This window comes from Emticicia fontis (genome assembly GCF_054779675.1).
In genome coordinates, this window is record NZ_BAAGXU010000012.1 from 95,254 (window position 1) to 121,302 (window position 26,049).

19 protein-coding genes are annotated in these 26,049 nt (G+C 38.7%); 9 read left to right on the top strand and 10 right to left on the bottom strand.

What is annotated here, in order from left to right:
- Positions 1 to 52: 52 nt before the first annotated feature.
- The 3 genes from ACYVFA_RS07780 (at position 53) to ACYVFA_RS07790 (ending at position 3,524) form a co-directional block, all read left to right on the top strand.
- Positions 53 to 388 carry a PadR family transcriptional regulator gene (locus tag ACYVFA_RS07780; RefSeq protein ID WP_460471248.1) on the top strand — a complete coding sequence of 112 codons (336 nt, stop codon included), beginning with the start codon at positions 53 to 55 and terminating at the stop codon, positions 386 to 388.
- A gap of 77 nt (positions 389 to 465) precedes the next feature.
- Positions 466 to 2,973 carry a PspC domain-containing protein gene (locus ACYVFA_RS07785; RefSeq protein WP_460471249.1) on the top strand — a complete coding sequence of 836 codons (2,508 nt, stop codon included), beginning with the start codon at positions 466 to 468 and terminating at the stop codon, positions 2,971 to 2,973.
- Positions 2,974 to 3,302: 329 nt separating this feature from the next.
- Positions 3,303 to 3,524: a DUF2795 domain-containing protein gene (locus tag ACYVFA_RS07790; protein WP_015028821.1), complete on the top strand. Its 222-nt coding sequence runs from the start codon at positions 3,303 to 3,305 to the stop codon at positions 3,522 to 3,524.
- A gap of 58 nt (positions 3,525 to 3,582) precedes the next feature.
- Here the strand turns inward: ACYVFA_RS07790 and uvrA are convergent, their stop codons facing one another.
- From uvrA to mutL, 5 genes are all read right to left on the bottom strand, one after another.
- Positions 3,583 to 6,426: an excinuclease ABC subunit UvrA gene (uvrA, locus tag ACYVFA_RS07795; RefSeq protein WP_460471250.1), complete on the bottom strand. Its 2,844-nt coding sequence runs from the start codon at positions 6,424 to 6,426 to the stop codon at positions 3,583 to 3,585.
- Positions 6,427 to 6,540: 114 nt separating this feature from the next.
- Complete coding sequence (dxs, locus tag ACYVFA_RS07800; protein WP_460471251.1) at positions 6,541 to 8,475, bottom strand: 1-deoxy-D-xylulose-5-phosphate synthase; 1,935 nt, start codon at positions 8,473 to 8,475, stop codon at positions 6,541 to 6,543.
- A 174-nt stretch (positions 8,476 to 8,649) separates the two neighbouring features.
- Positions 8,650 to 9,558, bottom strand: a complete 909-nt coding sequence (locus tag ACYVFA_RS07805; RefSeq protein ID WP_460471252.1) for a rhomboid family intramembrane serine protease — start codon at positions 9,556 to 9,558, stop codon at positions 8,650 to 8,652.
- A 35-nt stretch (positions 9,559 to 9,593) separates the two neighbouring features.
- Positions 9,594 to 10,247 (bottom strand): rhomboid family intramembrane serine protease, encoded by a 654-nt coding sequence (locus tag ACYVFA_RS07810; protein WP_460471253.1) that lies wholly within the window; start codon positions 10,245 to 10,247, stop codon positions 9,594 to 9,596.
- Positions 10,248 to 10,258: 11 nt separating this feature from the next.
- A complete protein-coding gene (gene mutL / locus ACYVFA_RS07815) occupies positions 10,259 to 12,184 on the bottom strand; it encodes a DNA mismatch repair endonuclease MutL (RefSeq protein WP_460471254.1) in 1,926 nt (641 codons plus the stop codon).
- A 342-nt stretch (positions 12,185 to 12,526) separates the two neighbouring features.
- On the opposite strand from mutL, the gene ACYVFA_RS07820 reads away from it, so the two are divergent.
- The 5 genes from ACYVFA_RS07820 (at position 12,527) to ACYVFA_RS07840 (ending at position 21,239) form a co-directional block, all read left to right on the top strand.
- Positions 12,527 to 13,051: a DUF2911 domain-containing protein gene (locus ACYVFA_RS07820; RefSeq protein WP_460471255.1), complete on the top strand. Its 525-nt coding sequence runs from the start codon at positions 12,527 to 12,529 to the stop codon at positions 13,049 to 13,051.
- Between the two features lie 34 nt (positions 13,052 to 13,085).
- On the top strand, positions 13,086 to 13,913 hold the full coding sequence (gene prmA / locus ACYVFA_RS07825; RefSeq protein ID WP_460471256.1) for a 50S ribosomal protein L11 methyltransferase: 828 nt from the start codon (positions 13,086 to 13,088) through the stop codon (positions 13,911 to 13,913).
- Between the two features lie 35 nt (positions 13,914 to 13,948).
- Positions 13,949 to 18,709, top strand: coding sequence for a hypothetical protein (locus ACYVFA_RS07830; protein ID WP_460471257.1), 4,761 nt, complete (start codon positions 13,949 to 13,951; stop codon positions 18,707 to 18,709).
- A 116-nt stretch (positions 18,710 to 18,825) separates the two neighbouring features.
- Positions 18,826 to 20,721 carry a tetratricopeptide repeat protein gene (locus ACYVFA_RS07835; RefSeq protein WP_460471258.1) on the top strand — a complete coding sequence of 632 codons (1,896 nt, stop codon included), beginning with the start codon at positions 18,826 to 18,828 and terminating at the stop codon, positions 20,719 to 20,721.
- Between the two features lie 119 nt (positions 20,722 to 20,840).
- Complete coding sequence (locus ACYVFA_RS07840; RefSeq protein ID WP_460471259.1) at positions 20,841 to 21,239, top strand: MerC domain-containing protein; 399 nt, start codon at positions 20,841 to 20,843, stop codon at positions 21,237 to 21,239.
- Here ACYVFA_RS07840 and ACYVFA_RS07845 read toward each other — a convergent pair whose 3' ends face one another.
- The 4 genes from ACYVFA_RS07845 to ACYVFA_RS07860 all read right to left on the bottom strand — a co-directional run bounded on the left by ACYVFA_RS07845 (position 21,240) and on the right by ACYVFA_RS07860 (position 23,817).
- Positions 21,240 to 21,593 (bottom strand): hypothetical protein, encoded by a 354-nt coding sequence (locus tag ACYVFA_RS07845; protein WP_460471260.1) that lies wholly within the window; start codon positions 21,591 to 21,593, stop codon positions 21,240 to 21,242.
- A gap of 60 nt (positions 21,594 to 21,653) precedes the next feature.
- On the bottom strand, positions 21,654 to 21,953 hold the full coding sequence (locus ACYVFA_RS07850) for a hypothetical protein (RefSeq protein WP_460471261.1): 300 nt from the start codon (positions 21,951 to 21,953) through the stop codon (positions 21,654 to 21,656).
- Positions 21,954 to 22,025: 72 nt separating this feature from the next.
- On the bottom strand, positions 22,026 to 22,403 hold the full coding sequence (locus tag ACYVFA_RS07855; protein ID WP_460471262.1) for a DUF596 domain-containing protein: 378 nt from the start codon (positions 22,401 to 22,403) through the stop codon (positions 22,026 to 22,028).
- A gap of 10 nt (positions 22,404 to 22,413) precedes the next feature.
- Positions 22,414 to 23,817: a serine hydrolase gene (locus tag ACYVFA_RS07860; RefSeq protein WP_460471263.1), complete on the bottom strand. Its 1,404-nt coding sequence runs from the start codon at positions 23,815 to 23,817 to the stop codon at positions 22,414 to 22,416.
- 172 nt (positions 23,818 to 23,989) lie between these two features.
- On the opposite strand from ACYVFA_RS07860, the gene ACYVFA_RS07865 reads away from it, so the two are divergent.
- Positions 23,990 to 24,436 (top strand): thioredoxin family protein, encoded by a 447-nt coding sequence (locus tag ACYVFA_RS07865; RefSeq protein ID WP_460471264.1) that lies wholly within the window; start codon positions 23,990 to 23,992, stop codon positions 24,434 to 24,436.
- 109 nt (positions 24,437 to 24,545) lie between these two features.
- Here ACYVFA_RS07865 and ACYVFA_RS07870 read toward each other — a convergent pair whose 3' ends face one another.
- On the bottom strand, positions 24,546 to 25,751 hold the full coding sequence (locus ACYVFA_RS07870; RefSeq protein ID WP_460471265.1) for an RsmB/NOP family class I SAM-dependent RNA methyltransferase: 1,206 nt from the start codon (positions 25,749 to 25,751) through the stop codon (positions 24,546 to 24,548).
- Between the last annotated feature and the right edge of the window lie 298 nt (positions 25,752 to 26,049).

The window sequence follows — 26,049 nt, forward strand, 5'->3', positions numbered from 1 at the left end:
TATTAACTTTGTATCATTAATTCAGCTGGAAATGCTTTAAACGATATAACAAATGGATTTAGAAAACGCCCAAGTGCAGATGCGAAAAGGGATATTGGAGTACTGCATCTTACACATCATTTCGAGGGGCGAGATTTATGCCTCCGAAATCCTAGACGAGCTCATCAATGCCAGAATCATGGTCGTTGAGGGTACACTCTACCCACTGCTGACCCGACTCAAAAACTCAGGTCTTTTAGATTATAAATGGGTTGAGTCAACCTCAGGACCGCCAAGAAAATACTATGTGCTGACCGAGACAGGGCAGTTGTTTTTGGATAATCTTAACAGTACATGGAATGAGCTTTCGGATTCGGTAACAACGATTATCAGTAAGAAAACCAAATAACCTACCAACACAGAATACTTACCTTTCATTTATTGAGCCACTACGGCATTTACGTGTGGTATTTACAGTTTAAGACAATGAAAAAGACAATACAAATAAATATAGCAGGCGTAGTTTTCAATATAGAAGAAGATGCCTACGATAAATTGAGCAACTACCTGCGCTCCATTCAGCAGTACTTCGCTTCGTATGAAGGGAGCCAGGAGATTGTTTCAGACATTGAAGCAAGGATTGCAGAGAAATTCTGGACAAAAGATAAATCAGATGTTTCTTCACAGGTAATTACACTTGAAGGCGTAAACGACCTCATTAAATCAATGGGTAGCGTAGCAGACTTTGAGGCGATTCAAGAAGAAGAAGATTTAAAAACAAAAGCACATACCAAAGCAGAAAGCACAAGTTTTGCCGGAACACCAACCGAAGAAAAAACCAGCTTTGGCAATGAACAAACAACTACCACAGCACCGCCAAAACGGCTGTATCGCGATGTGAAACGCAAGGCTTTGGGTGGTGTTTTAGCAGGTCTGGCACATTATTTCAATATGGATGTTGTCTGGATACGAATCATCTTCCTGTTCATCTTCCTAGGTATTCCGCCGTTGATTGATGATTTAGCGCCATTCTCAGGCTTTGTATTCTTAGGATACTTTATTTGCTGGATAGTATTTCCACCAAGCACTACGCTGACAGAAGACGAAAAAATCAAGAAATTCTACCGCGATAACGATAATAAGGTCTTGGGTGGTGTAGGTAGTGGCTTGGCAGCCTATTTCGGCGCAGATGTTACAGTTATTCGTTTACTATTCGTACTCAGTGTATTGCTTTTTGGAACAGGGATTCTGGCCTATATTATTCTATGGATCGTTGCACCTAAAGCTCAGACCTTGACACAGAAAATGGAAATGAAAGGCGAGCCTGTAACCCTGTCGAATATTGAAACAAATATCAAAGAAGGCTTGAAAGTAGATAAAAGTGCACCCGAAAACGCTTTAACCAAAATCTTATTATTCCCTTTCCGTTTAGTAGCGGTCGTTATCAAGGGAATAGGTGAAATTCTGAAAAACCTTGGGCCAGTTGCCAGAGTCCTGGCCGGTATTGTATTAATGTTCTTTGCATTAGCCATGTTGGTGGCAGTAGTAGCCTCGGTTGCGGCATTCTTTGGAGTAGTAACTGGTTTTGAAGGAACCGACTTCTTTGACCACACGCCTTTCAGAGTCTTTGCAGGTGATATTAACCCGATGGTAGGTTTCTTTGCCTTCCTGGCAGCCTTCACCCCATTCTTAGCGCTATTGTTTGTAGGCTTGATATTCATGACCAACCGCCGGATAGGTACCCGTAATTTCTGGATTTCTTTACTAGGACTATGGTTAGTAGGTTTAATGGGCACAGGTATTCTGGCTACAAAATACGCCTTGAATTTCAAGAACCGAGGTAAAGTAGAGGCAACTAAAAACTTTGCTTTACCAGCCCAAACTCTGATACTAGATGCGAACAACAATTATGAAGATGAAGACGGAATGCTTATCAGAGACAATGTAGATGTAGATTTAGAAGGGTACGATGGCACAGATTTAAAATTGGAGCAAACATTCAGAGCCGCAGGACGTTCGAGAACTGATGCTGAGAACAACGCTAAAAATGTGATATACAATATTAAACAGAAAGATTCGTCATTGGTTTTTGACAGACATCTGATTTTGGGTGAAAAAGCGCGCTTGCGTGACCAGGATCTTGATATGACGCTCTTCATACCTTTCGACAAGCCTTTTAAACTTACCCGAAGCTTCTACGATGTGTATCGTGGTCGCTGGAATGACCATCCAAACTTTGATGTAAACGGCGACGACGTTGATAAATACACCTTTGTGATGAAACGTGATTCTGGTATGATTTGTAGAGACTGCCCTAAACTAAGCCAGGAAGAAAGAGAAGCATTAAGAAATAGAGATGATCACTATGACGAAGACGGCAACTCTTTTGATATGGAAGTATTTGAAGGTAAAGGGCAGTTTGAGAAAAAATTTGATGAGCGTAACTTCAGCAAAATAGATGTAGGTGGTGCCTTTATTGTAACCGTTCGTCAGGGAGACTCATTCAATGTAATAGCAGATTCAGATAGCCAGGATAATATCGACGATCTAGACATAGATGTAAAAGGCGAAACCCTTGAGATTGAATATAGAGATAAATTCTCATTCAGTCGCCGCAATGAAAGAACCCGAATTATTATCACTATGCCTAAGCTTGAAGGTCTGGATTTGTCAGGTGCTTCAACTGTAAAAGTGATTGGCTTTAAAGATAAAAATCAGGATGTCGACATCAGTCTGACAGGTGCTGTAAAGGCGGCCATAGATATAGATGCCCGTAGTGTAAATTTAGATGCTACCGGAGCTGCTAGTGCTGATTTTCGTGGAGCGGCTGATAAAATGGATATTGATATAACAGGGGCTTGCCATATTGACGCCAGAAAAATGGAGATTAATGAGGTAAAAGCCGAAGCAACTGGTGCAAGTCACGTAGAGTTAGGAAGAGTGAAAAATCTGAATTCAAATACTAGCGGGGCTAGTAAAATTACCAGAGAGTAAGAGTACAGTACTTCTGAAATAATAAAGAGGCCGTTCTGAAAGATCGGTCTCTTTTGTTTAAATGATATGTCACTATTTCAGGACTAGACACAATCGCATAAAAAAAACTCCTTTTTATTTGCTTAAATAGGAGTTTTTTTTATTTTTGTAAATAATTGATAGTCAAAAGATTGATATAGAGATTGTATATTTTTTTACAGAATATATAATATTTTCTAAAAAAAACGTTTGACAGATAATACATTTTTGGGTCAAAACACTTGACAAATTAAAAATTGTTATACTTTTGCAGCCACAAATTTTTTGTAACATTAAATAAGGAATAAACTATGTATTGGACACTCGAACTTGCGTCATACTTAGAGGATGCACCGTGGCCCGCTACAAAAGATGAGTTGATAGATTTTTCGATTCGTTCGGGAGCACCCATTGAAGTTATTGAAAATTTACAAGAATTAGAAGACGACGGACAACCGTACGAAAGTATCGAGGAGATTTGGCCTGATTATCCGACCAAAGACGACTTTTTCTTTAATGAAGATGAATATTAGGTTTCATTAACAAAAAGAGCAATAAACCCCGTTTATTGCTCTTTTTACTTATAAACTTTTATTTTAATTCTTCTTTCAGGAAGTATCCTGTATAGCTGCCTTTTACTTTGGCCACCTGTTCGGGTGTGCCTTCGGCAATGATTTGTCCACCCTTATTGCCACCCTCCGGTCCAAGGTCAATCACATGATCTGATACTTTTATCACGTCCAGATTATGCTCAATAATCAACACTGAATTACCCTTGTCGGCCAGTTTCTGCAATACTTCAAGCAATTTCTGAATATCTTGGAAATGTAAACCCGTAGTAGGCTCATCAAGAATATAAAGTGTTTTGCCTGTATCTTTCTTAGAGAGTTCTTCGGCTAATTTTACCCTTTGCGCCTCTCCACCGGATAGGGTAGTAGCATGTTGCCCCAAAGTAATATAACCTAAACCTACATCAAAGAGCGTTTGTACTCTTCTGAAAATCTTCGGCTGAAACTCAAAGAATTCTATAGCTTGTTCTACTGTCATATCCAGTACATCAGCAATAGACTTACCTTTAAAGCGCACTTCCAATGTTTCACGGTTGAAACGTTTACCTTTACAAGTTTCACAGGCTACGTGTACATCAGGGAGAAATTCCATTTCAATTTTCTTCATCCCTGCGCCCTCACAATCTTCGCAACGACCACCTTTTACATTGAAAGAGAAACGACCCGGTTTATATCCTCTGATTTTTGATTCAGGTAATTCAGCAAAAAGCGTTCTGATGTCTGAGAACATACCTGTATAAGTTGCAGGGTTACTTCTTGGTGTACGTCCGATTGGGCTTTGGTCTACCTCAATTACTTTATCAATGGCTTCTAATCCCTCTACTGATTTATAAGGTAGAGGCTCTCTCTTGGCATTATAAAAATGACGATTCAGAATAGGGAACAGGGTCTCATGAATCAAAGAAGATTTTCCACTACCGCTCACGCCAGTAATAGATAGCATTTTGCCTAAAGGAAGTTTCAGCGTTACATTCTTTAAATTATGTCCTGTCGCTCCTTTAATCACCAAGGCTTTGCCATTTCCTTTTCTACGTTCTTTTGGAATTTCGATACTTGACCTCCCACTCAAATAATCAGAAGTAGTACTTCTGTTTTCCAAAAACTCTTTAGGTGTACCTCTTCCCACAATACTTCCGCCATGTCTACCTGCGCCGGGGCCAATGTCTAATATATAATCAGATTCAAGCATCATGTCTTTGTCGTGTTCTACGACCAAGACCGTATTGCCTAAATCACGTAAATCTTTTAAAGCCTGAATCAACTTTACGTTGTCTCGTTGGTGAAGCCCTATACTCGGTTCATCCATGATATACAATACACCTACCAACTGCGTACCAATCTGAGTAGCCAGACGAATCCTCTGTGATTCCCCACCTGATAGCGTTCTGAGAGGACGATTCAAAGTCAGGTAGTCCAACCCTATACCCAGAAGAAAACCAATACGCTTACGTATTTCTTTTAGTATCTCACGGGCAATAGTATTCTGTCTATCGGAGATTCGACTTTCCAGATTTTCAAACCATTCGCCAATTTCCCGAATATCCATCTCGGCCAACTCGGCAATATTCCTATGGTCAATCTTGAAGTGTAAAGACTCTTTTTTCAAACGCAAGCCACCACAATCAGGGCAAGTTTTTATCACTAAAAAGTCTCGTACCCATTCCTGAATTTTATCGTTATCCGAATCCTGCTGACGTTTCAGGAAGGTAATCACTCCCTCAAAAGTCGTATTCCATTCCGTACCCGGATATTTCTTGGATGGCACAGCTACAGGGTCTTCACTACCATATAAGATAGTTCTTAAAGCATCTGGCGGTAATTTATCAATAGGCGTAGAGATATTAGACTTAAAGCTTTTCAGAATAATTTCTATCTGCTTAAAAATCCATAAATCACGATACTCACCCAGAGGTGCAATACCTCCACGGCTGATACTCAAAGATTTATCAGGAATAATAGAATCCTCAGTTATTTCTTCAATAGTACCTAACCCATTACAGGTAGGGCAGGCTCCATAAGGAGAGTTAAAAGAAAAACTATTAGGCGATGGGTCTTCGTAAGAGATACCCGATTGCGGGTCTGTCAGGTTCTGAGAAAAGTATTGCGTTTTGTCTTTCGCATCCAGCAACATCATAGAGCCTTTACCTTGTTTCAAAGCAGTACTCACCGACTGATTCAAACGATAACGGTCTTCCGATTTAGGAACAATTCTATCAATTACTACCTCAATATCGTGAATCTTATAACGGTCGAGTTGCATTTTTGGATTAATCTCCAATATCTCGCCATCAACGCGCACTTTGTTATAACCCAACTTGGCAATCTGCACAAACAACTCACGGTAATGCCCTTTTCTACCTTTTACCAAAGGAGCTAGTAAAGTGATTTTCTGATTCTCAAATTGCTGTAAAATCTGGTCGATAATCTGGTCTTGTGTCTGCTTCACCATTTTCTCTCCTGTCACATAACTGAAAGCCTCACTGGCGCGAGCAAATAACAGACGAAGGAAGTCGTAGATTTCGGTAGTGGTGCCAACGGTAGAACGAGGGTTTTTGGAGGTAGTTTTCTGCTCAATAGAGATTACCGGAGATAGCCCATTGATTTTGTCAACGTCAGGACGTTCCATGTCGCCTATGAAACTTCTGGCATAAGAAGAGAAGCTCTCCATGTAGCGTCTTTGTCCCTCTGCATAAATGGTATCAAAAGCTAAAGAAGATTTCCCGCTACCCGAAATACCCGTAATAACTACCAGTTTATTGCGGGGAATATTTACATCAATATTTTTAAGATTATGTTCTCTGGCTCCTAAAACTTCTATTTGGTCATAGCCAGTCAGGTCAATGTCATTCAATTGTTTTTCGCTCACTATTTATGGGAGATTATTTAAAAAATAACGAAAAATACAGGCTTGTAGTTCCTATTATAAAACGAATTAAGCGGCCGTAGCCGCTTATATAATACGCATAAATTTGTCGGAATATTAATATACCAAAATCTTATGACTCACCATTTCCCTTGCCGCATCAGCAATGCCTTCAGGGTCAAAACCACATTCGCGGTGCAATTCAATTTGCTCGCCATGCTCTACTATACGATCAGGAATACCCAGACGTTTTACTTTGGCAGTGTATTCGTGGTCAGCCATAAATTCTAACACGGCACTTCCCATACCACCTTTCACACAACCATCTTCTACAGTAATGATTTTATCGAATTGTTGGAATACTTCGTGTAACAGGGATTCGTCTAGTGGTTTTACAAAACGTAAATCGTAGTGCGCAGCACTGATACCATCTTGCCTAAGCATTTCGCAGGCTTGAACGGCATAGTTGCCAACGTGGCCAATCGTTAAAATGGCAATGTCGCTTCCATCTTTTATCTTTTGTCCTTTGCCAATATCCATTTTACGTAAAGGTCTTCTCCAATCAGGTAAAACACCCTCACCGCGTGGATAACGAATCGTGAACGCCGTTTTTAGTTGCTGTATTTCATCCAGTTGGAAGGTATACATCATATTGCGGAGTTCCTCTTCGTTCATCGGTGCAGCTATCACCATATTCGGGATACAACGCATATAGGCAATATCATAAGCACCATGATGCGTAGGGCCATCTGCTCCTGCAAAACCTGCACGGTCAAGGCAGAAGATAACCGGTAGTTCCTGAATACATACATCATGAATCACCTGGTCGTAGGCGCGTTGCATAAAGGTTGAGTATATATTACAATATACTACCAGGCCCCGAGTAGCCATACCAGCCGAAAATGTTACAGCATGTTGCTCGGCAATGCCTACATCAAATGCTCTGTCAGGCATCGCTTTCATCATAATATTCAATGATGAGCCCGATGGCATGGCAGGTGTAACCCCCATAATTTTATCATTCACCTCGGCCAACTCTACTATCGTATGTCCAAAAACATCCTGATATTTTGGAGGCATCGGTTTATCATATACCTTTTTCTTGATTTCTCCGGTTACCTTATCGAATAGACCCGGTGCATGCCATTTAGTCTGGTCTTTTTCAGCAGGCGCATAGCCTTTCCCTTTTACGGTTAAACAATGAAGGATTTTCGGGCCGGGAATATTCTTTAAATCTTCCAATACACTCACCATATGGTCAAGGTCGTGGCCATCTATCGGGCCAAAATACCGGAGATTTAATGCTTCAAATAAATTACTTTGGCTCAATAAAGCGCCTTTCATGGCGTTTTCTACCTTTTGCACAATTTCTCTCGCACTTTTGCCAAAATTACTCATTTTACCTAATAGCTTCCAGATGTCATCTTTGGCTCTGTTATAGGTTTGAGAAGTAGTAATATCTGTCAGGTATTCTTTTAAGGCGCCCACATTCGGGTCAATCGCCATGCAGTTGTCGTTCAGAATAATCAGCAGGTTCGCATCTTTCAATGAGCCTGCATGATTCATGGCTTCAAAAGCCATTCCAGCGGTCATAGAACCATCGCCTATCACTGCTATATGTTGGCGTTTTTTGTCTCCATTATGCATAGAGCCAACGGCCATACCTAAAGCCGCGGAGATAGACGTAGACGAATGTCCTACGCCAAAAGTATCATAAATGCTTTCTTTGCGTTTAGGGAAACCCGAGATACCACCATAGAAACGATTGGTATGAAATTGCTTTCTACGACCCGTAAGAATCTTATGCCCGTAAGCCTGGTGGCCTACGTCCCATACCAACTGGTCGTCAGGGGTGTTAAATACATAGTGTAAGGCTACACTTAGCTCAACCACGCCTAAGCTAGCACCAAAATGTCCGCCATATACAGAGACAATATCAATGATAAACTGTCGTAGCTCGTCGGCAACTTGTGGAAGTTTTGATCGGTCAAGTTTTCTTAGATCGGATGGGTCGTTGATGTTTTCCAGAAGGTCGCCGGATGTGATGAGCATATCTTTAAAGCAAATTACAAGTCAATGGTTCTGTCTAAACCAAACATAATTCAAAATGTTTGATTGTATCAAAAATATTTATGTTTTTTTAGGCTGGGACAGAATATACATCATACTTTTCAAGTATGATGCCAGATAAGCTTACAAAGGTATAAAAAAAACAGTAACCGCGTATTAATCTTTTCTTTGACTTGCTCTATAAAGCTTTTGCTTTTCTTCCTTAGTGAGACTTTCATAACCAGACTTACCTATTTTATCTAAAATAGCATCCACTTCATCCTGGTCTGGAAAATAATTTGGGTCAAGATTAGTACTACTATTGCCTTTGCTCGAAACAGTAGATTCGCTGTATTTTCTTTGAGGAATTTTCATTTTAGGCTTAGGTCTCCACAAACTGCTCCACCAATCACCGACGGTTTCAATGGGACTACCTAAATCAACGCCTTTCCTTAAAAGGTAAATATAGGAATATCCGGCTAATGCTCCACCCAGATGAGAGATACCACTACTTGGCACAATGAATGATAAAAGCAGAAAGAACCAGGCAATGTATTTGATTTTAATCAGAAAGAGACCGAAGAAATAGAACTCATATTCTGGTAGGAGTGTAACCGCGGCAAACATAACCGCACAAACTGCAGCAGAAGCACCTAAAACCGTAGAGTTAATATTATTTACCTGTGGCGTAAGTGAGAGTAAATTGTAGATAGCAATATAAACTAAACCACTCACAATACCACCGATAATGTAGATATTCATCAGTTTGCGGCTCCCTATAAACTCCTGAACCAATGTGCCAAACCAGAATAAGGTAAGCATATTGAACAATAAATGCCAGAAACTATAATGAGCAAAACAGTAGGTTAGAAGAGTCCAGGGTTTCCAGATAAACTCCTTAATAGGAGCAATCAGCACGATATTATCAGTAATAGCAGAATTGATTACATTCCCCTCCGGAAAAAATGATAAAATAAATCCTGTTACAATTAAAGACAAAAAAACTATCGCATTGATGAGCATAAGCTGCACCAATGTATTTCCACGACGGAAAGGATTTTTTATGTCATCTAAAAAATTTGCCACTCACGTTTTCTCCCTTAAACAAATTTACGAATAAATTAATACTGAGGTTTTCCAAACCCAAAAAATCTTAACAAAATGAACCCTATTATTAAACCTCCTATATGAGCAAAATAAGCAACATTCGAACCGGTATCATAAAGACTGCCGTAAATTTGATAACCCCCATAGAGAAGTACAAAATACTTTGCTTTTATTGGTATTGGTAACGGAAAAATTATCAATTCATTGTTTGGGAAAAGATAAGCATATGCGACCAGAATTGCAAAAATCGCCCCTGATGCTCCTACCATCGACCCCATTGCTAACTGCAAATACTCGCCTGTTTCAGGCAAATATTGCATCATGCCGTAAACATTAGCCAATGTATAAATAAAACTTGCACCAATGCCAGTAACCAGATAGTAAATTAAAAAACGTTTAGAACCGAAAAATGTTTCGATTGCTGGTGCAAAAAATAATAAACCTAACATATTACCCAACAAATGGCTGAAACTACCATGTAAAAACATATAGCTGAAAGGCTGCCATAATTTAAAATTTGGATTGATTAAATCGGGGCTTCCTGGTAATATCGGATTATAAAAAGCAAATAAATCGAAAATGTATTGGTTTTTTAAAAAACTTAATAGAAAAAATATGACAACGTTGGCAATCAATAAATTACGTGCAACCGGGCTTAAATAAAACATAGCTTTTTCTTTTATTTTTTTATAATCAGTTCGGCTAATCGCTCCAACGGCAATATCGTCATAATGGGTTCACCATTAGGAGTATATCCAGGAACAGCCGTTTCAAAAAGTTGATGAATCAGTAAATTTATTTCAATTTTCGATAGTTCGCCAATATATTTAGCAGAAGATTTTTTTGAGAACGAACGAGCCACATTTTCAACACTATCAAGCTGCAAATCGCTTTGGTTAGTTTTGAATTGTTGCACTAGTCCTTCAAAAATTTCTTTCTCATTTTCTTCTTGTACTTCAGGTGGTACACCGGTAATTTTGATGGTATTTTGCCCGAATTCTTCAAAAGAAAAGCCCAAAGCCTTAATTTCATCCTGTATCTGTATCACCAACTGGAAATCAGCCGGATGTAAATCAAGGGTTTTAGGAAACAATAATTGTTGCGTAAACGAATTTTTATTCTTTAGATTATTATAATACTTCTCATACAGAATTCGCTCATAGGCGGCCCTCTGGTCTATCAGCATTAAGCCACTTTTAGCCTGGGCTACAATAAACCTGTTCTGAATCTGAATAGCACTAATATCCTTAATTTCCGCCAGATGCTTGCTTTCATCCACAATATCATTAGCCTTGCTGCCTAAAGTAAGAGGTTCTTCTTTCTGGAAATCTCTCGGGGAATCCGGGGTATGAAAATCAAGGTTAGCCTGATTATTTGGTTTGAAACTATCTAAACCTTCAAAAAGCTTCCGCCAGTTATCTGTATTCGATTTATCTCTGAAAGAGTCATCTTTTATCGGAGGCAAAGATGAGCCAGTACCGCCACCCGAACTCTGACGAGATTTTTCAAAGTCAGCTATACCCGGATTAATCGGCGTAGATAAATCATTGAATCGGTTGGTAGAGGTAATATTACCAAAATTTATATCTGACTCAAAATCAATCGTAGGAGTAAGATTATAAACTCCAATAGCTCTTCTGACTGCCGAGCGGATGATTGCATATACTGCCCGCTCATCGTCAAATTTAATCTCAGTTTTAGTCGGATGGATATTAATATCAATATGTGAAGGATCAATCTCCAGAAACAATACATAGAATGGGCTACTTCCCTCAGGAATAGTGGCCTCAAAAGCACTAAGAACCGCGTGATGCAGGTAATTGTGCTTGATAAAACGCTTATTTACAAAGAAAAACTGTTCACCACGTCCTTTCTTCGCTGATTCGGGTTTACCCACATAGCCATCTACATTTACAAAGGGCGTTTCTTCTTCGCAATTGGCTAATTGTTCACGATAGTTTTTGCCAAAAATATCAACAATCCTGCGGCTAAGCTTTCCGGCAGGAAGGTTATAAACCTCTACATCGTTATGGTAAAGTGTGAAAGCAACTTCCGGATGAGCCAGAGCAACCCGCTGAAACTCGTCTAACACGTGCTTCATTTCAACCGGATTTGATTTCAGGAAGTTGCGGCGGGCAGGAACATTAAAAAATAGGTTCTTTACCTGAAAATTAGTGCCTTTAGGACACGAAACTGATTCCTGATTTTTAAATTCAGAACCCTCAATCCGAATCGACGTACCTACCTCGTCAACCAGTCTGCGTGTACGTAGCTCTACCTGTGCTACCGCAGCAATAGAAGCTAGCGCTTCTCCTCTGAAACCCATCGTACGAATGGCAAACAAATCATCTGCCGTTCTTATCTTTGAAGTGGCGTGTCTCTCGAAGCTCATGCGAGCATCAGTAGCCGACATCCCTATGCCATCGTCAATTACCTGAATGAGTGTTCTGCCTGCATCTTTTACAATCAACTGAACAGTATTGGCGCGGGCATCAATCGAATTCTCCAATAATTCTTTTACTACTGAAGCCGGTCTTTGCACAACTTCTCCTGCTGCAATCTGGTTTGCAATAGAATCTGGTAGTAAATGAATAATATCTAACATATCTTAATTTTTTGCCCTTTAAATGCTCAAATTTACTTAAATAACCTTAATTCAAAGGGAATTTGTTCCATCAGTCTGACATTTCAGTAGTAGCTCTATTGAGCCCTAATTAAATAAACTATCAATTTCTGGATTTAGTTTATAACAAATTTATCATTGAAAAACCGCTCTTCCTATATTCCCAACGCAAAATTGTTGTTTTCTGAACTGAAATCAGCAAAAAATTTCATTTAATTTTAACATTCTTAAAAGAGCCGGATTTCAAAACAATTTGTTTATATACGTACCGAACTTTTTTATTGTACAGCAATGTTAGCATTTCAACTATAAAACCTATAAAAAATGAATAAAATTGTAAAAATTATCCTAATTAGTGTAGTGGTTCTAGCCCTTGCCTTTTTTGGTTTTAAAACTTACACTAAAAGTAAAAGCCCTGCCGCTACTGTTGTTTATAATGATAATGGAGTATCTGTGCAAGTAGATTACTGCCAGCCCTATAAAAAAGACCGTGTTGTGTTTGGGCAATTGGTGCCTTATGGAAAAGTATGGCGTACAGGTGCCAACGAAGCGACCATCTTTGATACCAAACAAGATATAACCATTGGTGATAAATCATTGAAAGCAGGAAAATATACCCTTTGGACGATTCCTAATCCTGATAAATGGACGATTATTTTTAACGGGCAAACAGGCCAGTGGGGAACAATGTATGATGAATCAAAAGATGTGATGCGAGTTGATGTACCTGCAGGCAAAATAGCCGAAACCATTGAGCAGTTTAATATTAATCTTGCACCTGCCGAAGGTGGAAGTGATATGATACTGCGTTGGGAAAATACAGAAGTAAAAGTGCCGATCAGACATTGATAGTAATTCCGGAAGAATTTCCGAACTTTACGGCATGGATTATATAGAATTAACACTACAGATAGATGCCGATTTTGTCGAGATTTTAATGGCAGAATTAGGCGAATTAGGTTTTGAATCTTTTGTTGAAACAGAAGATGGTCTGGAAGCCTATGTTCAGGAAGAAATTTTTGATAATATAGCTGTCAAGCAAATGCTGGAAGATTATGCCGCACGCACAGCTATTTCTTATCAATTCAAGAAAATCGTTCGGCAGAACTGGAATGCAGAATGGGAAAAGAATTTTCAGCCTATCCAGATAGGAGAGCAAATTTATGTGCGGGCAGATTTCCACGAGCCTAAGCCCGTTTTCCCATATGAGATTATCATTACCCCTAAAATGTCGTTTGGTACAGGCCATCACGAAACTACCTCAATGGTGATGGAGCATCAGCTTAATATCGACCATACCAACAAAAAAGTGCTTGATGTTGGTACAGGTACTGGAATCCTGGCGGTATTAGCTTCAAAACTAGGCGCTTCTCATATCAGTGCCTTTGATATTGATGAATGGTCGGTTGAGAATACTATTGAAAACGTCCAGTTAAACGATGTATCTAATGTGACGGTAAGACAGGGAACGATTGAGGACGAACCCAAAGATATATATGAGATTGTGCTGGCTAATATCAACCGGAATATCCTGATTAGCCAGATACCTGCCTATGTTACTTTTCTCAAACAAGGCGGTGAATTAATTGTGAGTGGTTTTTATGAAAAAGATATAGCTGATATTCAAACAGTTGCCGAGTCTGTGGGTTTAAAAAAAGTAGCCCAATTAAGCAAGAATAACTGGGCGGCAGTCGTTTTTAAATATCAGTAATTAAAAAAGGCGAAATACTCGCTGCTCCTTCACTTATGCGGCATCTTTCTATCATCTTCTGTTGTGGGATTCTTTTGTCATTTTCTGCAAAAGCACAGTCAATCAGGTTATCGGATAATCCGCAAACCTTTATCAGCGAGATAAAAACAGTAATGGCGACAGATAATAACGCCATAGCCATTGCGATGGGCAATAAATTTGAGTCGTACTGGACAAGCCGTTTTAGTGCAAATCAGAAAACTATTCTGATGAATACGGCCAAGAAAATGGGTACCAAAGGCCATAAAATGGCTCAGTTTTATTATTTCTTTTTGATTATAGATAAGGTAATTGACCAGGAAAAGTACGATGATGCCAAACTGGACAATTTCTTAAGCATGAATCAAAAATCGGTGGAACTTTATGATTTAAAAACAGCTACCCGGATTTTTGAGACTATTAAAGATTTTCTGGAAAAAAGAAGGGTTTACGCTTCAGGCTTTAACCGTTTATATGCCTTAGGAGGTACTTTTGATTTCAAATTTTTGGATAACAAAACTCCTGAAACTGCACCTGCCCAACAACCTGCTGCGAACGGCACCACACCCGCTCCCGCTGAAACCTCAAAAGTATTAGATAGTTGGGATACGCCCAATACAACCGAGATACCGAATGCCGTTCAAGCACTGGAAACGATTGTAAAGAAGCCGATGCCTGTTTTAGGAGGCGTAGTTATAGAATTGAATAATGTAGACCTGATTATGGCAACCGCCAGCGATTCAGCTACGATTGCTAAAACCTCAGGAGCAATTGCCTTGAAAGAGGGAACTTTTGTAGGTAAAGGTGGAACTATAACCTGGGAAAACCTAGGCTTACCACAAATATCAGCGGTATTAGGTGATTATACATTCGAAATCCGTAACCCACGTTTTGTGGGCGAAGATGTTACCCTTACTTATGCTGAACGTCTGACTGCTCCTATTAAAGGTATATTAGAATTTAAAGGAGAAAAACGTGCAAAAAATGCACAGGCTAGTTATCCGCGCTTTATGTCATACCAGAGTGATGCTTTCATTAAAAATATTGACAAGAGTATTGAATACAAAGGTGGTTTTTCTATCATAGGCAAGCGTATTTTCTCCTCTTCGGTGCAAAACGGTTATTCTAATATCACTGTAAAACAAGAGGGTAAGGTTGCTTTTAGAACTACCAGTACCCGTTTCGAAATCAACGATGCTTTTATCAGTGCACAGACGGCTAGCTTTGTAACTTATATTGGGCAAGATTCAATCTATCACCCAGCTATCAAATTGCATTACATACCTGCTGATGGTGTTTTAAGATTGAATAAAGTAGATGCAGGTGGATTTAAAGATGCTACTTTCACTGACAGCTACCACCAGATGAGCATTAAATGTGATGCCATGCGCTGGAGCCTGGTTGAGGGTAAAATGGATTTCTATATTGTATCAGGCAGAACGCAGATTCCGGCTGTATTTGAGTCTTTAGACTTCTTCGATGCTGATAGATTGAAAGGTTTGAACAATGGCGGAGGGTTTAATCCTTTGGTTGTGGCTTCAAACTTCGCTCAAAAGAATAATAAGCCTGTTTTTAGTGTGGACGATGTTGCGGCGTTCAATAATAACAGAATAACGCCACAAGTCCTGAAGTCAGGCTTGATGGTGGCGGTACAACAGGGCTTTATTTATTATAACCCAACTACCGACCTCTATAATATAACCCCTAAAGGTCAACATTACATATTAGCCAATACAGGCAAAAAAGATTTTGATGAAATATTAATCCCTTCTATTTATGGTACCAGCAAAGACTCAACGGCCAATGCTACCTTGAATCTGAGCGATAAGAGTCTGGTAATCAGAGGAATCAAGCGCTTCAATCTAAGCGACTCTTTAAGGGCTTTTATAGCGCCTTATGATAAAATCATTAAAATCGGCAAAAACAGAACCTTTACTTTCAACGGGCAGTTCAAAGCCAAAAATTATCGTTTCTCAGGACAAGAGTTAGTGTTCGATTACGAAAAGTATATGCTTACCTTGCCTAAAATAGACTCAATTACCTTTACCCCTCCGGCAGTTTATGCTAAAGGCGGAAGAAGAGAAATAGGTGGACGAATCAAGTATGATAATCCGGGAGTATTGTATCTGAATAAACCTGACAATAAATCTGGGAAACAATCGCTACCACAATACCCAATGCTGAAAATAGACAAAGGTACTATTGTGTATTTCGACGACGATTTCAGAGGCAAAAAAGCTTATAACAAAGAAGTACGCTTTGAAGTACCTAAGATTGATTTCGATAGCTTGAACGTGAGAGACATGGAGTTTGCCGGAACGTTCTTCTCGGGTACTATATTTAAGCCTTTCAAAGAAAAACTGCGTATCATGCCAGATACAACGATTGGTTTTTCTCATAAAGCACCTACCGGAACCTATCCTGTATTCGGCAACGAAACCTCAATTAAATTTGCTTCGCCGCTCGTGATGGATGGCAGCGGCTTACATACTGAAGGAGACATTAAGCACTTAGCCGCAACTCTTACTGCCAAAGAAATCTTCTTCTCTACCGATTCTTTATTAGCTAAAGGAGAACAAGGAAAAGTGATTGAAACCAACAAGGCAGGAGCGGCTTATTTTCCGCAAGTAGAAATCAAAGACTATACCTTAAAATGGATTCCAAAAGCTGATTCGATGCTGATTGCATCCAGAGAAGGATTCAATTTCTATGCAGGTTCATCTCTGTTAAAAGGAAGAGTATTAGTGCGTAAAGGCGGGTTATTCGGTTTAGGTCAATTGATTCGTACAGATTCTGAAACGGGATCTGACCAGTTTAAATTTAATAAAGAAGGCTTTATTGCTGATAAGTCTCAATTTAGTATCAAATCGTTAACGGCGGCGTCAAAATCAGTGCTTTTAGGTAGAAACGTAAATGTGAACTTCAACGTGAATACAAGCATTGTGAACATTGCCACCAACGAAGGCAATTTCAACGATAGCACCCAACAATCGTCTTTCGAATTTCCGTATGCTGCCTATAAAACCAATATAGACCGCGCTGAGTGGAATATCAAGAAAAAGCAAATCAGTATGAAAGGCGATGTAGCTACCTCGGTATTTACCTCAACCAATACAGCACAAGAAGGACTGGCATTTAATGGTAGTTCAGCCATGTATGATATTGAGCAACTGACTTTCAATATTGGCGGTGTGCCTTTCATCAGGTCAGCTGATGCCAAGATTCTTCCAGATAAAGGACAGGTGGCTATTCGCGGAAATGCAGAAATGCTTCCTTTCAAAAATGCCCGTTTAACAATAGACACCTTGAATGCTTATCATAATTTGCGCAATGGTAATATTCAGATTGTCTCTAAAAACAAGTTTACCGGTGACGCCTCTTACCAGTTTGTAAATGTGAAGAAAGATACATTCAACATCAAAATGGGCGATTTTGAGTTGAGAGAGGTGAACCTGATTACAGGTACGGATGGCAAGAAAACCAAAGAAAAAGGTGTCTCAACCTTTGCTCATGCAACGGTTAAAGAAAGAGATAGTTTGTATTTATCACCAAAAATCATTTATCAGGGAGAAATAGCTATGTCGGCGCCTGTCAAGAATTTAAGTCTGGATGGATTTGTATTGCCGGTATTGAAAAAATATCCAAAATTGGGTGGTTATTGGATTCCTTATAAAGGCGATAAATCAGAAGAGGTTGCAATTCCTGTAGATAAGAATCTGAAAAGCAATGAATCATTGCTTTTTGCAGGTCTGCATTTCAGAACTACGGCGACCAGCAATGGCTTGTATCCAACATTCCTTTCTGCTAAAGAAACAGATGAAGACCAGGATGTTTTCATTACTAATGGAGTGCTACGCCGCGATGAACCTAATAAACTATTCAGCATTAAGCCGGATGGTGAAAAAGCGTCAATCAGCAATAAATATGAGTTGATAGAAGATAAGGGAATAATTAATCTCGAAGGTAAATTTAACTTGCTCAGCCCAGACCTTGCCCAATATCTGCAAACGGCAGGTTTTGCCAAATTACGCTTAGATACCGCTAAGCATGAGTTTAATACCCTGATGCAGGTAAACTTCCCGGTTGCACAACCTATTCTGGCTAATATGGCTACCAAGATTGTGAAAACTAACCTGGATGCAGGCGTAAATGAGGCTGCCATAGAATTGAACTCACCTGAGTTAATCTCGAAAATCGGACATATTGTAGGTGATAAAGATATTGAAGATTACAAGATGCGTTCGGCGAAAGAATATGTGCCATTATTTAAATTCTCGCCTAAGTTCATCAATACAATGGTATTCAGTAATCTTAAACTGCAATGGGAACCTAAACAGAATGCCTACAGAAGTGTTGGAAAACTGGGTATTTCAAACATTGGCGAAACAGACATCAATGCCATGGTAGATGGCTACGTTGAGATTCGTAAAAACCCAGTGGGTGGCGATGAAATGTATATCTTTCTGGAAATCTCAGGAGAAAACTGGTACTATTTCGGTTATAAAGAAGGGGAGATGGGGATTATCTCTTCTGATGATGCCTTCAATGCTTTGGTAACCAAAGGCGAGAAGAAAAAAGACAAGAGTTATCAGGTAATTGCCGTTGACTACTCAGAGGCTATTCTTTTCAGAAAAGTGTTCCTTGAAACTTATAGAGGTATCAAAGAAACAGCCAAGAAGAAAACAGACCCTAAAAAACTGGCGCAAGTACCGAAAGACGAAACGCAGAAAAAGGAAGAAACCAAGAAGAAAGCCGAAGCAGAAAAAGAAGGATTTTAATTATAAACTGGTGGGTATTGTTACAATGCCCACCAATTTTGTTTTGTAGAATTGGCAAAGAAATTGCTATCTTCGTTACTTTGGTAACCAATACGAGATTCCAATTAGTATTTATCATGGCTAAGAATAAACAAAAACCTAGACCTAGTACTCCAACCCCGTCAACAAAACCAAATCAAGCTACGGCAACTCTTCCGAATCAATCACCTGGTGATGGCTTTACATTGAATCCGATTGTAGCATCTATCATTATTGCAATAGCAGTATTAATAGCCTTCTGGGGAGGATTCTCAAATGATTTTGTGCTTTGGGATGATAATATGTATGTAACAGAAAACATCATGGTGCAAAATCCTACTTTTGCCAACCTGATTCGTCTCTTAGGTGTTGAAAGTGCCCTGAACTACCACCCATTGACCATGGCCTCTTTATGGCTGAATTCAGCTTTATTTGGGAAAGCAGCAGGTTCTTTTATCGTAGTCAATACACTCATTCACTTAGCCAATACTTTATTGATTTTCAAGTTTACGCGTCAGCTTACTAAAGATAATATGCTGGTTAGTTTTCTGGTAGCCTTGTTCTGGGGTATCCACCCGATGCACGTAGAATCAGTTACCTGGGTATCAGAGCGTAAAGACGTATTATATACTTTGTTTTTCTTTCTGGCCTGTATTCAGTATGTAAAGTATCTGGAGCAAAACCAACGCAAATACTATATTTATTGCTTTGTTTTCTTTGTGCTCTCTTGTTTATCTAAAGCGATGGCGGTAGTGCTACCGTTGGTGTTATTGTTACTAGATTATTGGTTCGATAGAGGATTCATCACGGTTAAAAATATTACTTCAAAAATTCCGTTTTTTGTTGTTGCCTTGATATTTGGTGCTTTGGCAGTGCATATACAAGGAGGTGGTAACCTGGGCGGAAGAATTGAGAAAATGACTGCCGATGTGGCCATTGCCAATGTATTTGATATGGGTACCAAACTGAAATTCGGTTTCTACGGATTTCTGGTGTATATCTTTAAAATGTTCGTACCTATTAATCAGCATAACTTCTATAGCTATCCCGGCACTGGCGATTATAATGCCGTTCAGTTTATTACAGCACCTATCTGGGCATTGATTATTTTGGGCTTGGGAGTATTTGCTTATAAACGTCAGAAGGCAGTATTCTTTGGCATTTTCTTTTTCTTCTTTACCATACTTTTGGTACTCCAATTCTTATCGGTAGGGGGCGCAATTTTAGCAGAGCGTTATTCTTATATTCCCTATTTTGGAGGGATATTCCTGGTGTTCTACTACTTAAATCAAAAGGTAAAATCCAAGAATCTGATATTAGGAGGAAGTGCTGTAGTAGCACTCATCTTCATCTATCTCACATACAAGCAGACATTGACTTATAAAGACACAGGTACCTTATTTGCCAATTCTTATAAATACGAGCCAACCTCACCGGTAGTGAACGAAAACCTGGCAAACCATTATGGCCGTTCAGGCGAAATCAATAATGTATTGCTATATGGGGAGTACGCACTTTCAAAAGGTGTAGAATCGTATGCTTTAATGGGGGCATTAGCCAATGCTTATTACCTGAAAGGCGATTATAAAAAAGCGTTAGATTTCTACCAGAAAAGTATTGATAAATCGCCGGAGCATCGCAAATTTGTGGCTTACTATAACCGTGGTATCGCAAACCGGGATGCTGGAAACTTTGAACAGGCTGCCAGCGATTTTACAACAGCTATGGACAAAGGCGAAAACAAAACGGCTTATCTGGGTATGCGTGCCTTTGCCAATCTGAAAGCCAATAAGTTTAAAGAAGCTTATAATGATTATACGCGCATGATAGACTTGGGAATGTCGGTAGATACGGCCTATAATGACAGAGCAGTAGCACGTTATAGTTTAGGTGATACGGACGGGGCTATCAGAGACTTAAAAGAAGTAATGAAGCGTAACCCGAATTATGTAGATGCCCGCAATAATCTGATAAAACTGGGGGTTCAGCCTTAAGCCATCAATTATATTTTTCGGAATGAACTAAAATATTTGCAATGATGTTGCATAATAGTTGTATATTTGTGTCACGGTTTCGGTGATTCAATCACTTGGTGACACATTTTTTCATTCTTATGCGAAAAATATTCACTCATTATCATAATCTCAATAAAGTAGGTCTGTGGCTGTCTATACTTTGCACAGTGCATTGTCTGGCTATGCCATTCATTCTTACTTCATTGCCTTATTTAAGCAAGAATGCTATCAGCGAACAATCCGAAATTCTTCTGATTGGTATCAGCGCAGGTTTAGCTATTTTCTTATTGAGAAAAGATTATAAAAATCACCACAATTCTACCCCGCTTAAGCTTCTTATTATTGCCTTACTCTTCAATGTCTTAGGTATCTTCTTTGTACCACAAGTTTACGAAATGTTTTTCAACGTAACAGGCGGTTTATTAATGGCGGCTGCTTATGGGTTGAACTACCACTATCACAAAAGAGCTTGCCATAGTGCGGGTCATCAGCATTGATTAGAAATTGACAACTAATTTCAACTTCCCCTTATTGACGTTTTTGTGATAGTAAACTATTTTGAAAGTTCCATCATAAAGATTAGTTAAGCCTTGCTTACTATTATTATATCCTTTTGTTAAGATAAGGTCTTTATGCAGGTTAAAATTACGTTCATCAGGATGCTGCATACGAATTAAAGCATCTCCATCAATAGTTCCACTAATTTTAAGACCAGCTGAATCAAAACCGCCTCTTTTTGCTATAATTAAAGCAGTATCTTTTGAAGCATCTATTTCTATAGCTCTCACGACAGGACCTTTATTACATGCCCAGTTTAAACACACTATTATTAAAATGATTAAAAATCTCATTTAATTAAAACTTTACCTCAAATTTCAGATTACCTTTAGTATTATTCTGATGCTTAAAAACTATATCACCCCAATCAGCATATATATATCAGAACTTCCATAGGTCTTGTTAATAATTCCCTTTTCTAATATATAGGTAAGCTGTACGACCAAGCTATCGGGCTTTTTACCTTCTTTAAGAATTAATATACAATCATCTTCAAGTTCTCCTTTTATTGTAACACCCATTTTACTTTTATGTGGTATTTTTCGCTTAACATTGATAGTTGTATCAGTTTTGGTGCTTATGTTAAATGATTGTGTATCATTAAATTCACAGCTTGTCAGACTAAGTAGTAATAGCAAGTATTTATATTTCATAAATGGTTTATCAGAGGTTTTGGCTTACAATCTTAATTGTTCAATGAAAGTATAAATTCTTTAGCTTTTTATTTAAGCCCAATAATAGTGTTTACCATCACCTGTGGGAGTTGTAAAGCCATCTATTTCTCTATCAATAATCCAAACACTACCAGCAGGACAATCGTCCATAAACCACCAATAAGAATCAATTTCTCTCATTCGTTTCTCAGTAGGAAACGCATTTTTGAAAAGTTCAATCTGGTCATCTATTGTACCTATTAAAAACTCCCCGTTTTTGGCAAGACGAATACGCCCCTCTTCTATTAAACGTCTTAGTATAATAAAAAATAATTCTATTCTTTCTTCATAGATTTCTGAATAGTCTTTGGTAGTATGCCATAATGACCCTAATGCCATTTGTACTAAATTTTCTATAAATTCCTGATATTTACTTTCTGGTATCATCATAAATTTAGTTTTACTTTAATAATTCCAACCCAATCAGCGAAGCCTCCTCTGCTGAATTAGATAAAATCACCACTCCAACTTTTCTACTAGGGTCGAAACCTGAGAAACTTCTGAACCCACCCGTGCCACCTGAGTGTTGGTAAATAGTAATGTTTTTCCTTTTAACTAAATGCCAGCCTAAACCAACAATATTTTGGCCTTTTTCAAATGTAATCTGATGCGTTAAATCAATGGCTTTTTGGAGTTTTTCAGGAGCTTTACCTATATTCGCTTCCACATATTTTACCATATCATTCACCGTAGAACGTATTGCCCCTGCTCCTTCCAGCGTATTCAAAGCCCAGGCAGATACAGGTTCGCTTTTCTCATTATAACCTTGTGCAAAATTTGGCGCTTGCTCAGGACTTATAGTAATAAAAGTATGATTCATCTTCAAAGGTTTGGTAATACGCTCTTTCAATAGCTTTTCATAGGAAGTATGATTCTGTAAAGCTAATATATGTCCCAAAAGACCAACGGCAAAGTTAGAGTATTCGTAATTAACACCTACTTCACGATAAGGCTTAAAGTTTTTGAGATAAGTAAACATTCGCTGCTCGTCATAGTTCTTATAAGGATCATCAACAGGGTCACCTTTTTTATAAAGATTTATTGGTAGACGAGGGAAACCCGAAGTATGATTAGATAAAGTTTTAAGGGTAATAGGCACGTCTTTATAAGCCATTTTTCCGATAGAATCGGGCAGGTATTTGTTGATAGGGTCGTCAAGAGACATTTTACCTTTTACTACTTCATCAGCTAAGATGGTAGCTGTAAAGGTTTTGCTGATTGAGCCAATTTCAAACAAAGTTTTATCAGGGTTTGGTAATTGTTTGTTACCCTGTTTGGTTTCGCCATAGTTATAGGTATATATTTTACCATCTTTGATAATGGCCACCGCAAGACCAACCGTGTGTTTTAACTGAATATAAGGTCTGATCACACTATCTACTCTTATATCTAAAGCAGAAGCCATTTGATTATCCGTGGCTACAGGAGAGTCTTTTTTAGGTTTATCGCCCATAAAAGGCTGAAAAAGCATTGTATATATTTTTCCCTGTTTATCCAGGCTCAGATAAATATTCTGATTGGCTTTTTCAAATATCCCTTTATAGTTGGCTACGCCATCTGTGTTTTTTAGAAACTCAGAAGATTTCCATGCACCTAATTGCGCATAGAGACTCAAGGTCACCTGTTTGATTTGAGATTCAGACAACTGACTTCGGAAAGATTCTCCCACCAATTCATAAATTTTAGCAGAGTTTTGCTCACTAAAAGCCTTTTCAAGCAATACCCTTACCGAATCAATTTTAGTTTGATTCGATTGGGCAAAAGAGGTATAAGAGAGTAAAAAGAGAAGAAAGAGTTTTTTCATAGTGGTATGCATTTGCAGGCTTAAATTTCGGATAGTGTAAGCATATCTCAAAGGAATATTTGATAATTGGCACGCCTACTTTGGTGTAAAATTTGCTTTATTTTCTGACTAAGAAACTAAAAGCCAAAGTTTTATCGTTAATCTTGTGTAAAATTCAAATCTTTTCTTGAAAATGAACAAAAAATTATTGGTTACTACCCTTGGACTATTACTTAGTTTGTCAACCTTTGCTCAACACGCCTCTTCAACATCGGGAATCAAATTCGAAGAAAAAACTTCCTGGAAAGAATTAATCAAAAAAGCTAAGGCTGAGAAAAAACTTATTTTCATGGATGCTTACACAACCTGGTGCGGCCCATGTAAGATGCTTCAGGCAAGAGTATTCCCTGATAAACAATTAGGAGAGTATTTCAACCAGAACTTTGTGAATGCTGCCATAGATATGGAAAGCGACGAAGGAATGAGATTATCGAGTATCTACGAAGTGAGAGGTTACCCGACACTGTTCTTTATTGACCCTAATAATGGCAAGGTAGTAAAATCAATTTTAGGATATACAGAAGCTGATCAATTGCTAAACACTGGCAAAAGCGCCGCTTCTAAAAAGAAGAGTATCTAATTGATAGTATATACTAAGAAATAAATTCATTAAGCTAAAAGGAGTAACACTGATGTATATCAATGCTACTCCTTTTTAATTTTGTACGATTTGGAAAATCGTGATACATCTACTTCCTCTCAATTAATGCCATATAAAACCCATCAAAACCATCAGCAGCAGGAGAGGTGCGTTGCTCTTTTATAAGCGTGTACTCAGGATTTTGGTTAAGAAATTTCTTTACCTGTTCTTCGCTCTCCGAAGGCAGAATACTACAAGTGGCATAAACCATTTTACCTCCATGTTTCAACATTTTTGAATAATTGGTAATTATCTCATGCTGTGTTTTTTTGATATTCTCTAAAAACTCAGGCTTCAATTTCCATTTAGCATCCGGATTTCGCCTTAATACACCTAAACCCGAACAGGGTACATCTAATAACAAGCGGTCGGCACTTTCTTTTAATCTTTTAATGGTTTTGGCCTCTATTAGTTTAGTTTCTACATTGCCTATGCCATTCCGTCGGGCACGTCTTTGTAATTCCTGTAGTTTATACTCTTCTACATCCATCGCTATGATTCTTCCTTTGTTTTCCATCAAAGTTGCCAGGTGTAGTGTTTTGCCTCCGGCACCTGCACAGGCATCAATTACCCGCATACCAGGTTGTACTTCCAGAAAAGGCGCAATCAACTGACTTCCGGCATCCTGCACTTCAAAAAGCCCGTTTTTAAAAGCTTCAGTTGAGAATACATTGGCTCTTTTTTGTAAAACCAAAGCATCGCTGACACTCGGTAGAGTATCAGTCTCAATCCCAATCTCATGAAACTTTTTGCGTAAATCATTCTGATTGGTTTTAAGTGTATTAGTGCGTAGAACAACAGGAGCTTGCTTATTCATGGCTTGCAGTTCAGCATTCCATTCTTCGCCTAATTCCTGTTCGCCAATAGTATCCAACCAATCCGGTACTGATTCTTTTACTTTTCTTATTTGCTGCGCTTCTTCTAATCGGACTAATACCTGTTTGGCATTGACTTTAGAAAACTCCTGCCAGTCAGGTAATTTATCTCCTTGCAAAACACGCCACGCAGCAAACAATTGCCAGAATTGCGCAGCATCCTCTACTTTAGTATCAGATAATTGGGTAACAAATTTCAATAACCGCCACCAGCGAACAATCTCATAGGTATTTTCAGCAATGAAGGCTCTATCACGACTACCCCATTTCTTATTCGATTTCAATACATATTCAATGACTTTATCGGCCTGTCTGCCCTCAATGAAAATCTGTTGCAAGGCATACACAATGGCTTCGACTAATACTCTATGGTATTTCATACTATTCTAATATCTATATCCTAAAAAACACAAAGGTCAGGCTTTTTTGTGGGATGAGGAAATACTAAGGTCGTTTTTTGAAGAATAGGGCAGCAAGCAATCAAGGGATTCACAAAATCCTCGATTCCCCGAATTCATTCGGGGTCTAAAACAACAAAGGAATGATTATATGTGAGCCGGACTTAAGTCCCGCCTAATATGCAAAAAATACCTTTGTTATCTTAGCCGGTGAATTTTATTCACTGGCCTTCCAAACAGGTTAATAGCATTCAAATTCACCCCAATACAAAAATATTTC

What these genes read in the sequence shown, in the direction of transcription:
- ACYVFA_RS07780 (WP_460471248.1), top strand. Translation starts at nt 53, where the DNA reads ATGGATTTAGAAAACGCCCAAGTGCAGATGCGAAAAGGGATATTGGAG.
- ACYVFA_RS07785 (WP_460471249.1), top strand. Translation starts at nt 466, where the DNA reads ATGAAAAAGACAATACAAATAAATATAGCAGGCGTAGTTTTCAATATA.
- ACYVFA_RS07790 (WP_015028821.1), top strand. Translation starts at nt 3,303, where the DNA reads ATGTATTGGACACTCGAACTTGCGTCATACTTAGAGGATGCACCGTGG.
- dxs (WP_460471251.1), bottom strand. Translation starts at nt 8,475, where the DNA reads ATGCTCATCACATCCGGCGACCTTCTGGAAAACATCAACGACCCATCC.
- ACYVFA_RS07810 (WP_460471253.1), bottom strand. Translation starts at nt 10,247, where the DNA reads ATGTTTTATTTAAGCCCGGTTGCACGTAATTTATTGATTGCCAACGTT.
- mutL (WP_460471254.1), bottom strand. Translation starts at nt 12,184, where the DNA reads ATGTTAGATATTATTCATTTACTACCAGATTCTATTGCAAACCAGATT.
- ACYVFA_RS07820 (WP_460471255.1), top strand. Translation starts at nt 12,527, where the DNA reads ATGAATAAAATTGTAAAAATTATCCTAATTAGTGTAGTGGTTCTAGCC.
- prmA (WP_460471256.1), top strand. Translation starts at nt 13,086, where the DNA reads ATGGATTATATAGAATTAACACTACAGATAGATGCCGATTTTGTCGAG.
- ACYVFA_RS07830 (WP_460471257.1), top strand. Translation starts at nt 13,949, where the DNA reads ATGCGGCATCTTTCTATCATCTTCTGTTGTGGGATTCTTTTGTCATTT.
- ACYVFA_RS07835 (WP_460471258.1), top strand. Translation starts at nt 18,826, where the DNA reads ATGGCTAAGAATAAACAAAAACCTAGACCTAGTACTCCAACCCCGTCA.
- ACYVFA_RS07840 (WP_460471259.1), top strand. Translation starts at nt 20,841, where the DNA reads ATGCGAAAAATATTCACTCATTATCATAATCTCAATAAAGTAGGTCTG.
- ACYVFA_RS07845 (WP_460471260.1), bottom strand. Translation starts at nt 21,593, where the DNA reads ATGAGATTTTTAATCATTTTAATAATAGTGTGTTTAAACTGGGCATGT.
- ACYVFA_RS07850 (WP_460471261.1), bottom strand. Translation starts at nt 21,953, where the DNA reads ATGAAATATAAATACTTGCTATTACTACTTAGTCTGACAAGCTGTGAA.
- ACYVFA_RS07855 (WP_460471262.1), bottom strand. Translation starts at nt 22,403, where the DNA reads ATGATGATACCAGAAAGTAAATATCAGGAATTTATAGAAAATTTAGTA.
- ACYVFA_RS07860 (WP_460471263.1), bottom strand. Translation starts at nt 23,817, where the DNA reads ATGAAAAAACTCTTTCTTCTCTTTTTACTCTCTTATACCTCTTTTGCC.
- ACYVFA_RS07865 (WP_460471264.1), top strand. Translation starts at nt 23,990, where the DNA reads ATGAACAAAAAATTATTGGTTACTACCCTTGGACTATTACTTAGTTTG.
- ACYVFA_RS07870 (WP_460471265.1), bottom strand. Translation starts at nt 25,751, where the DNA reads ATGAAATACCATAGAGTATTAGTCGAAGCCATTGTGTATGCCTTGCAA.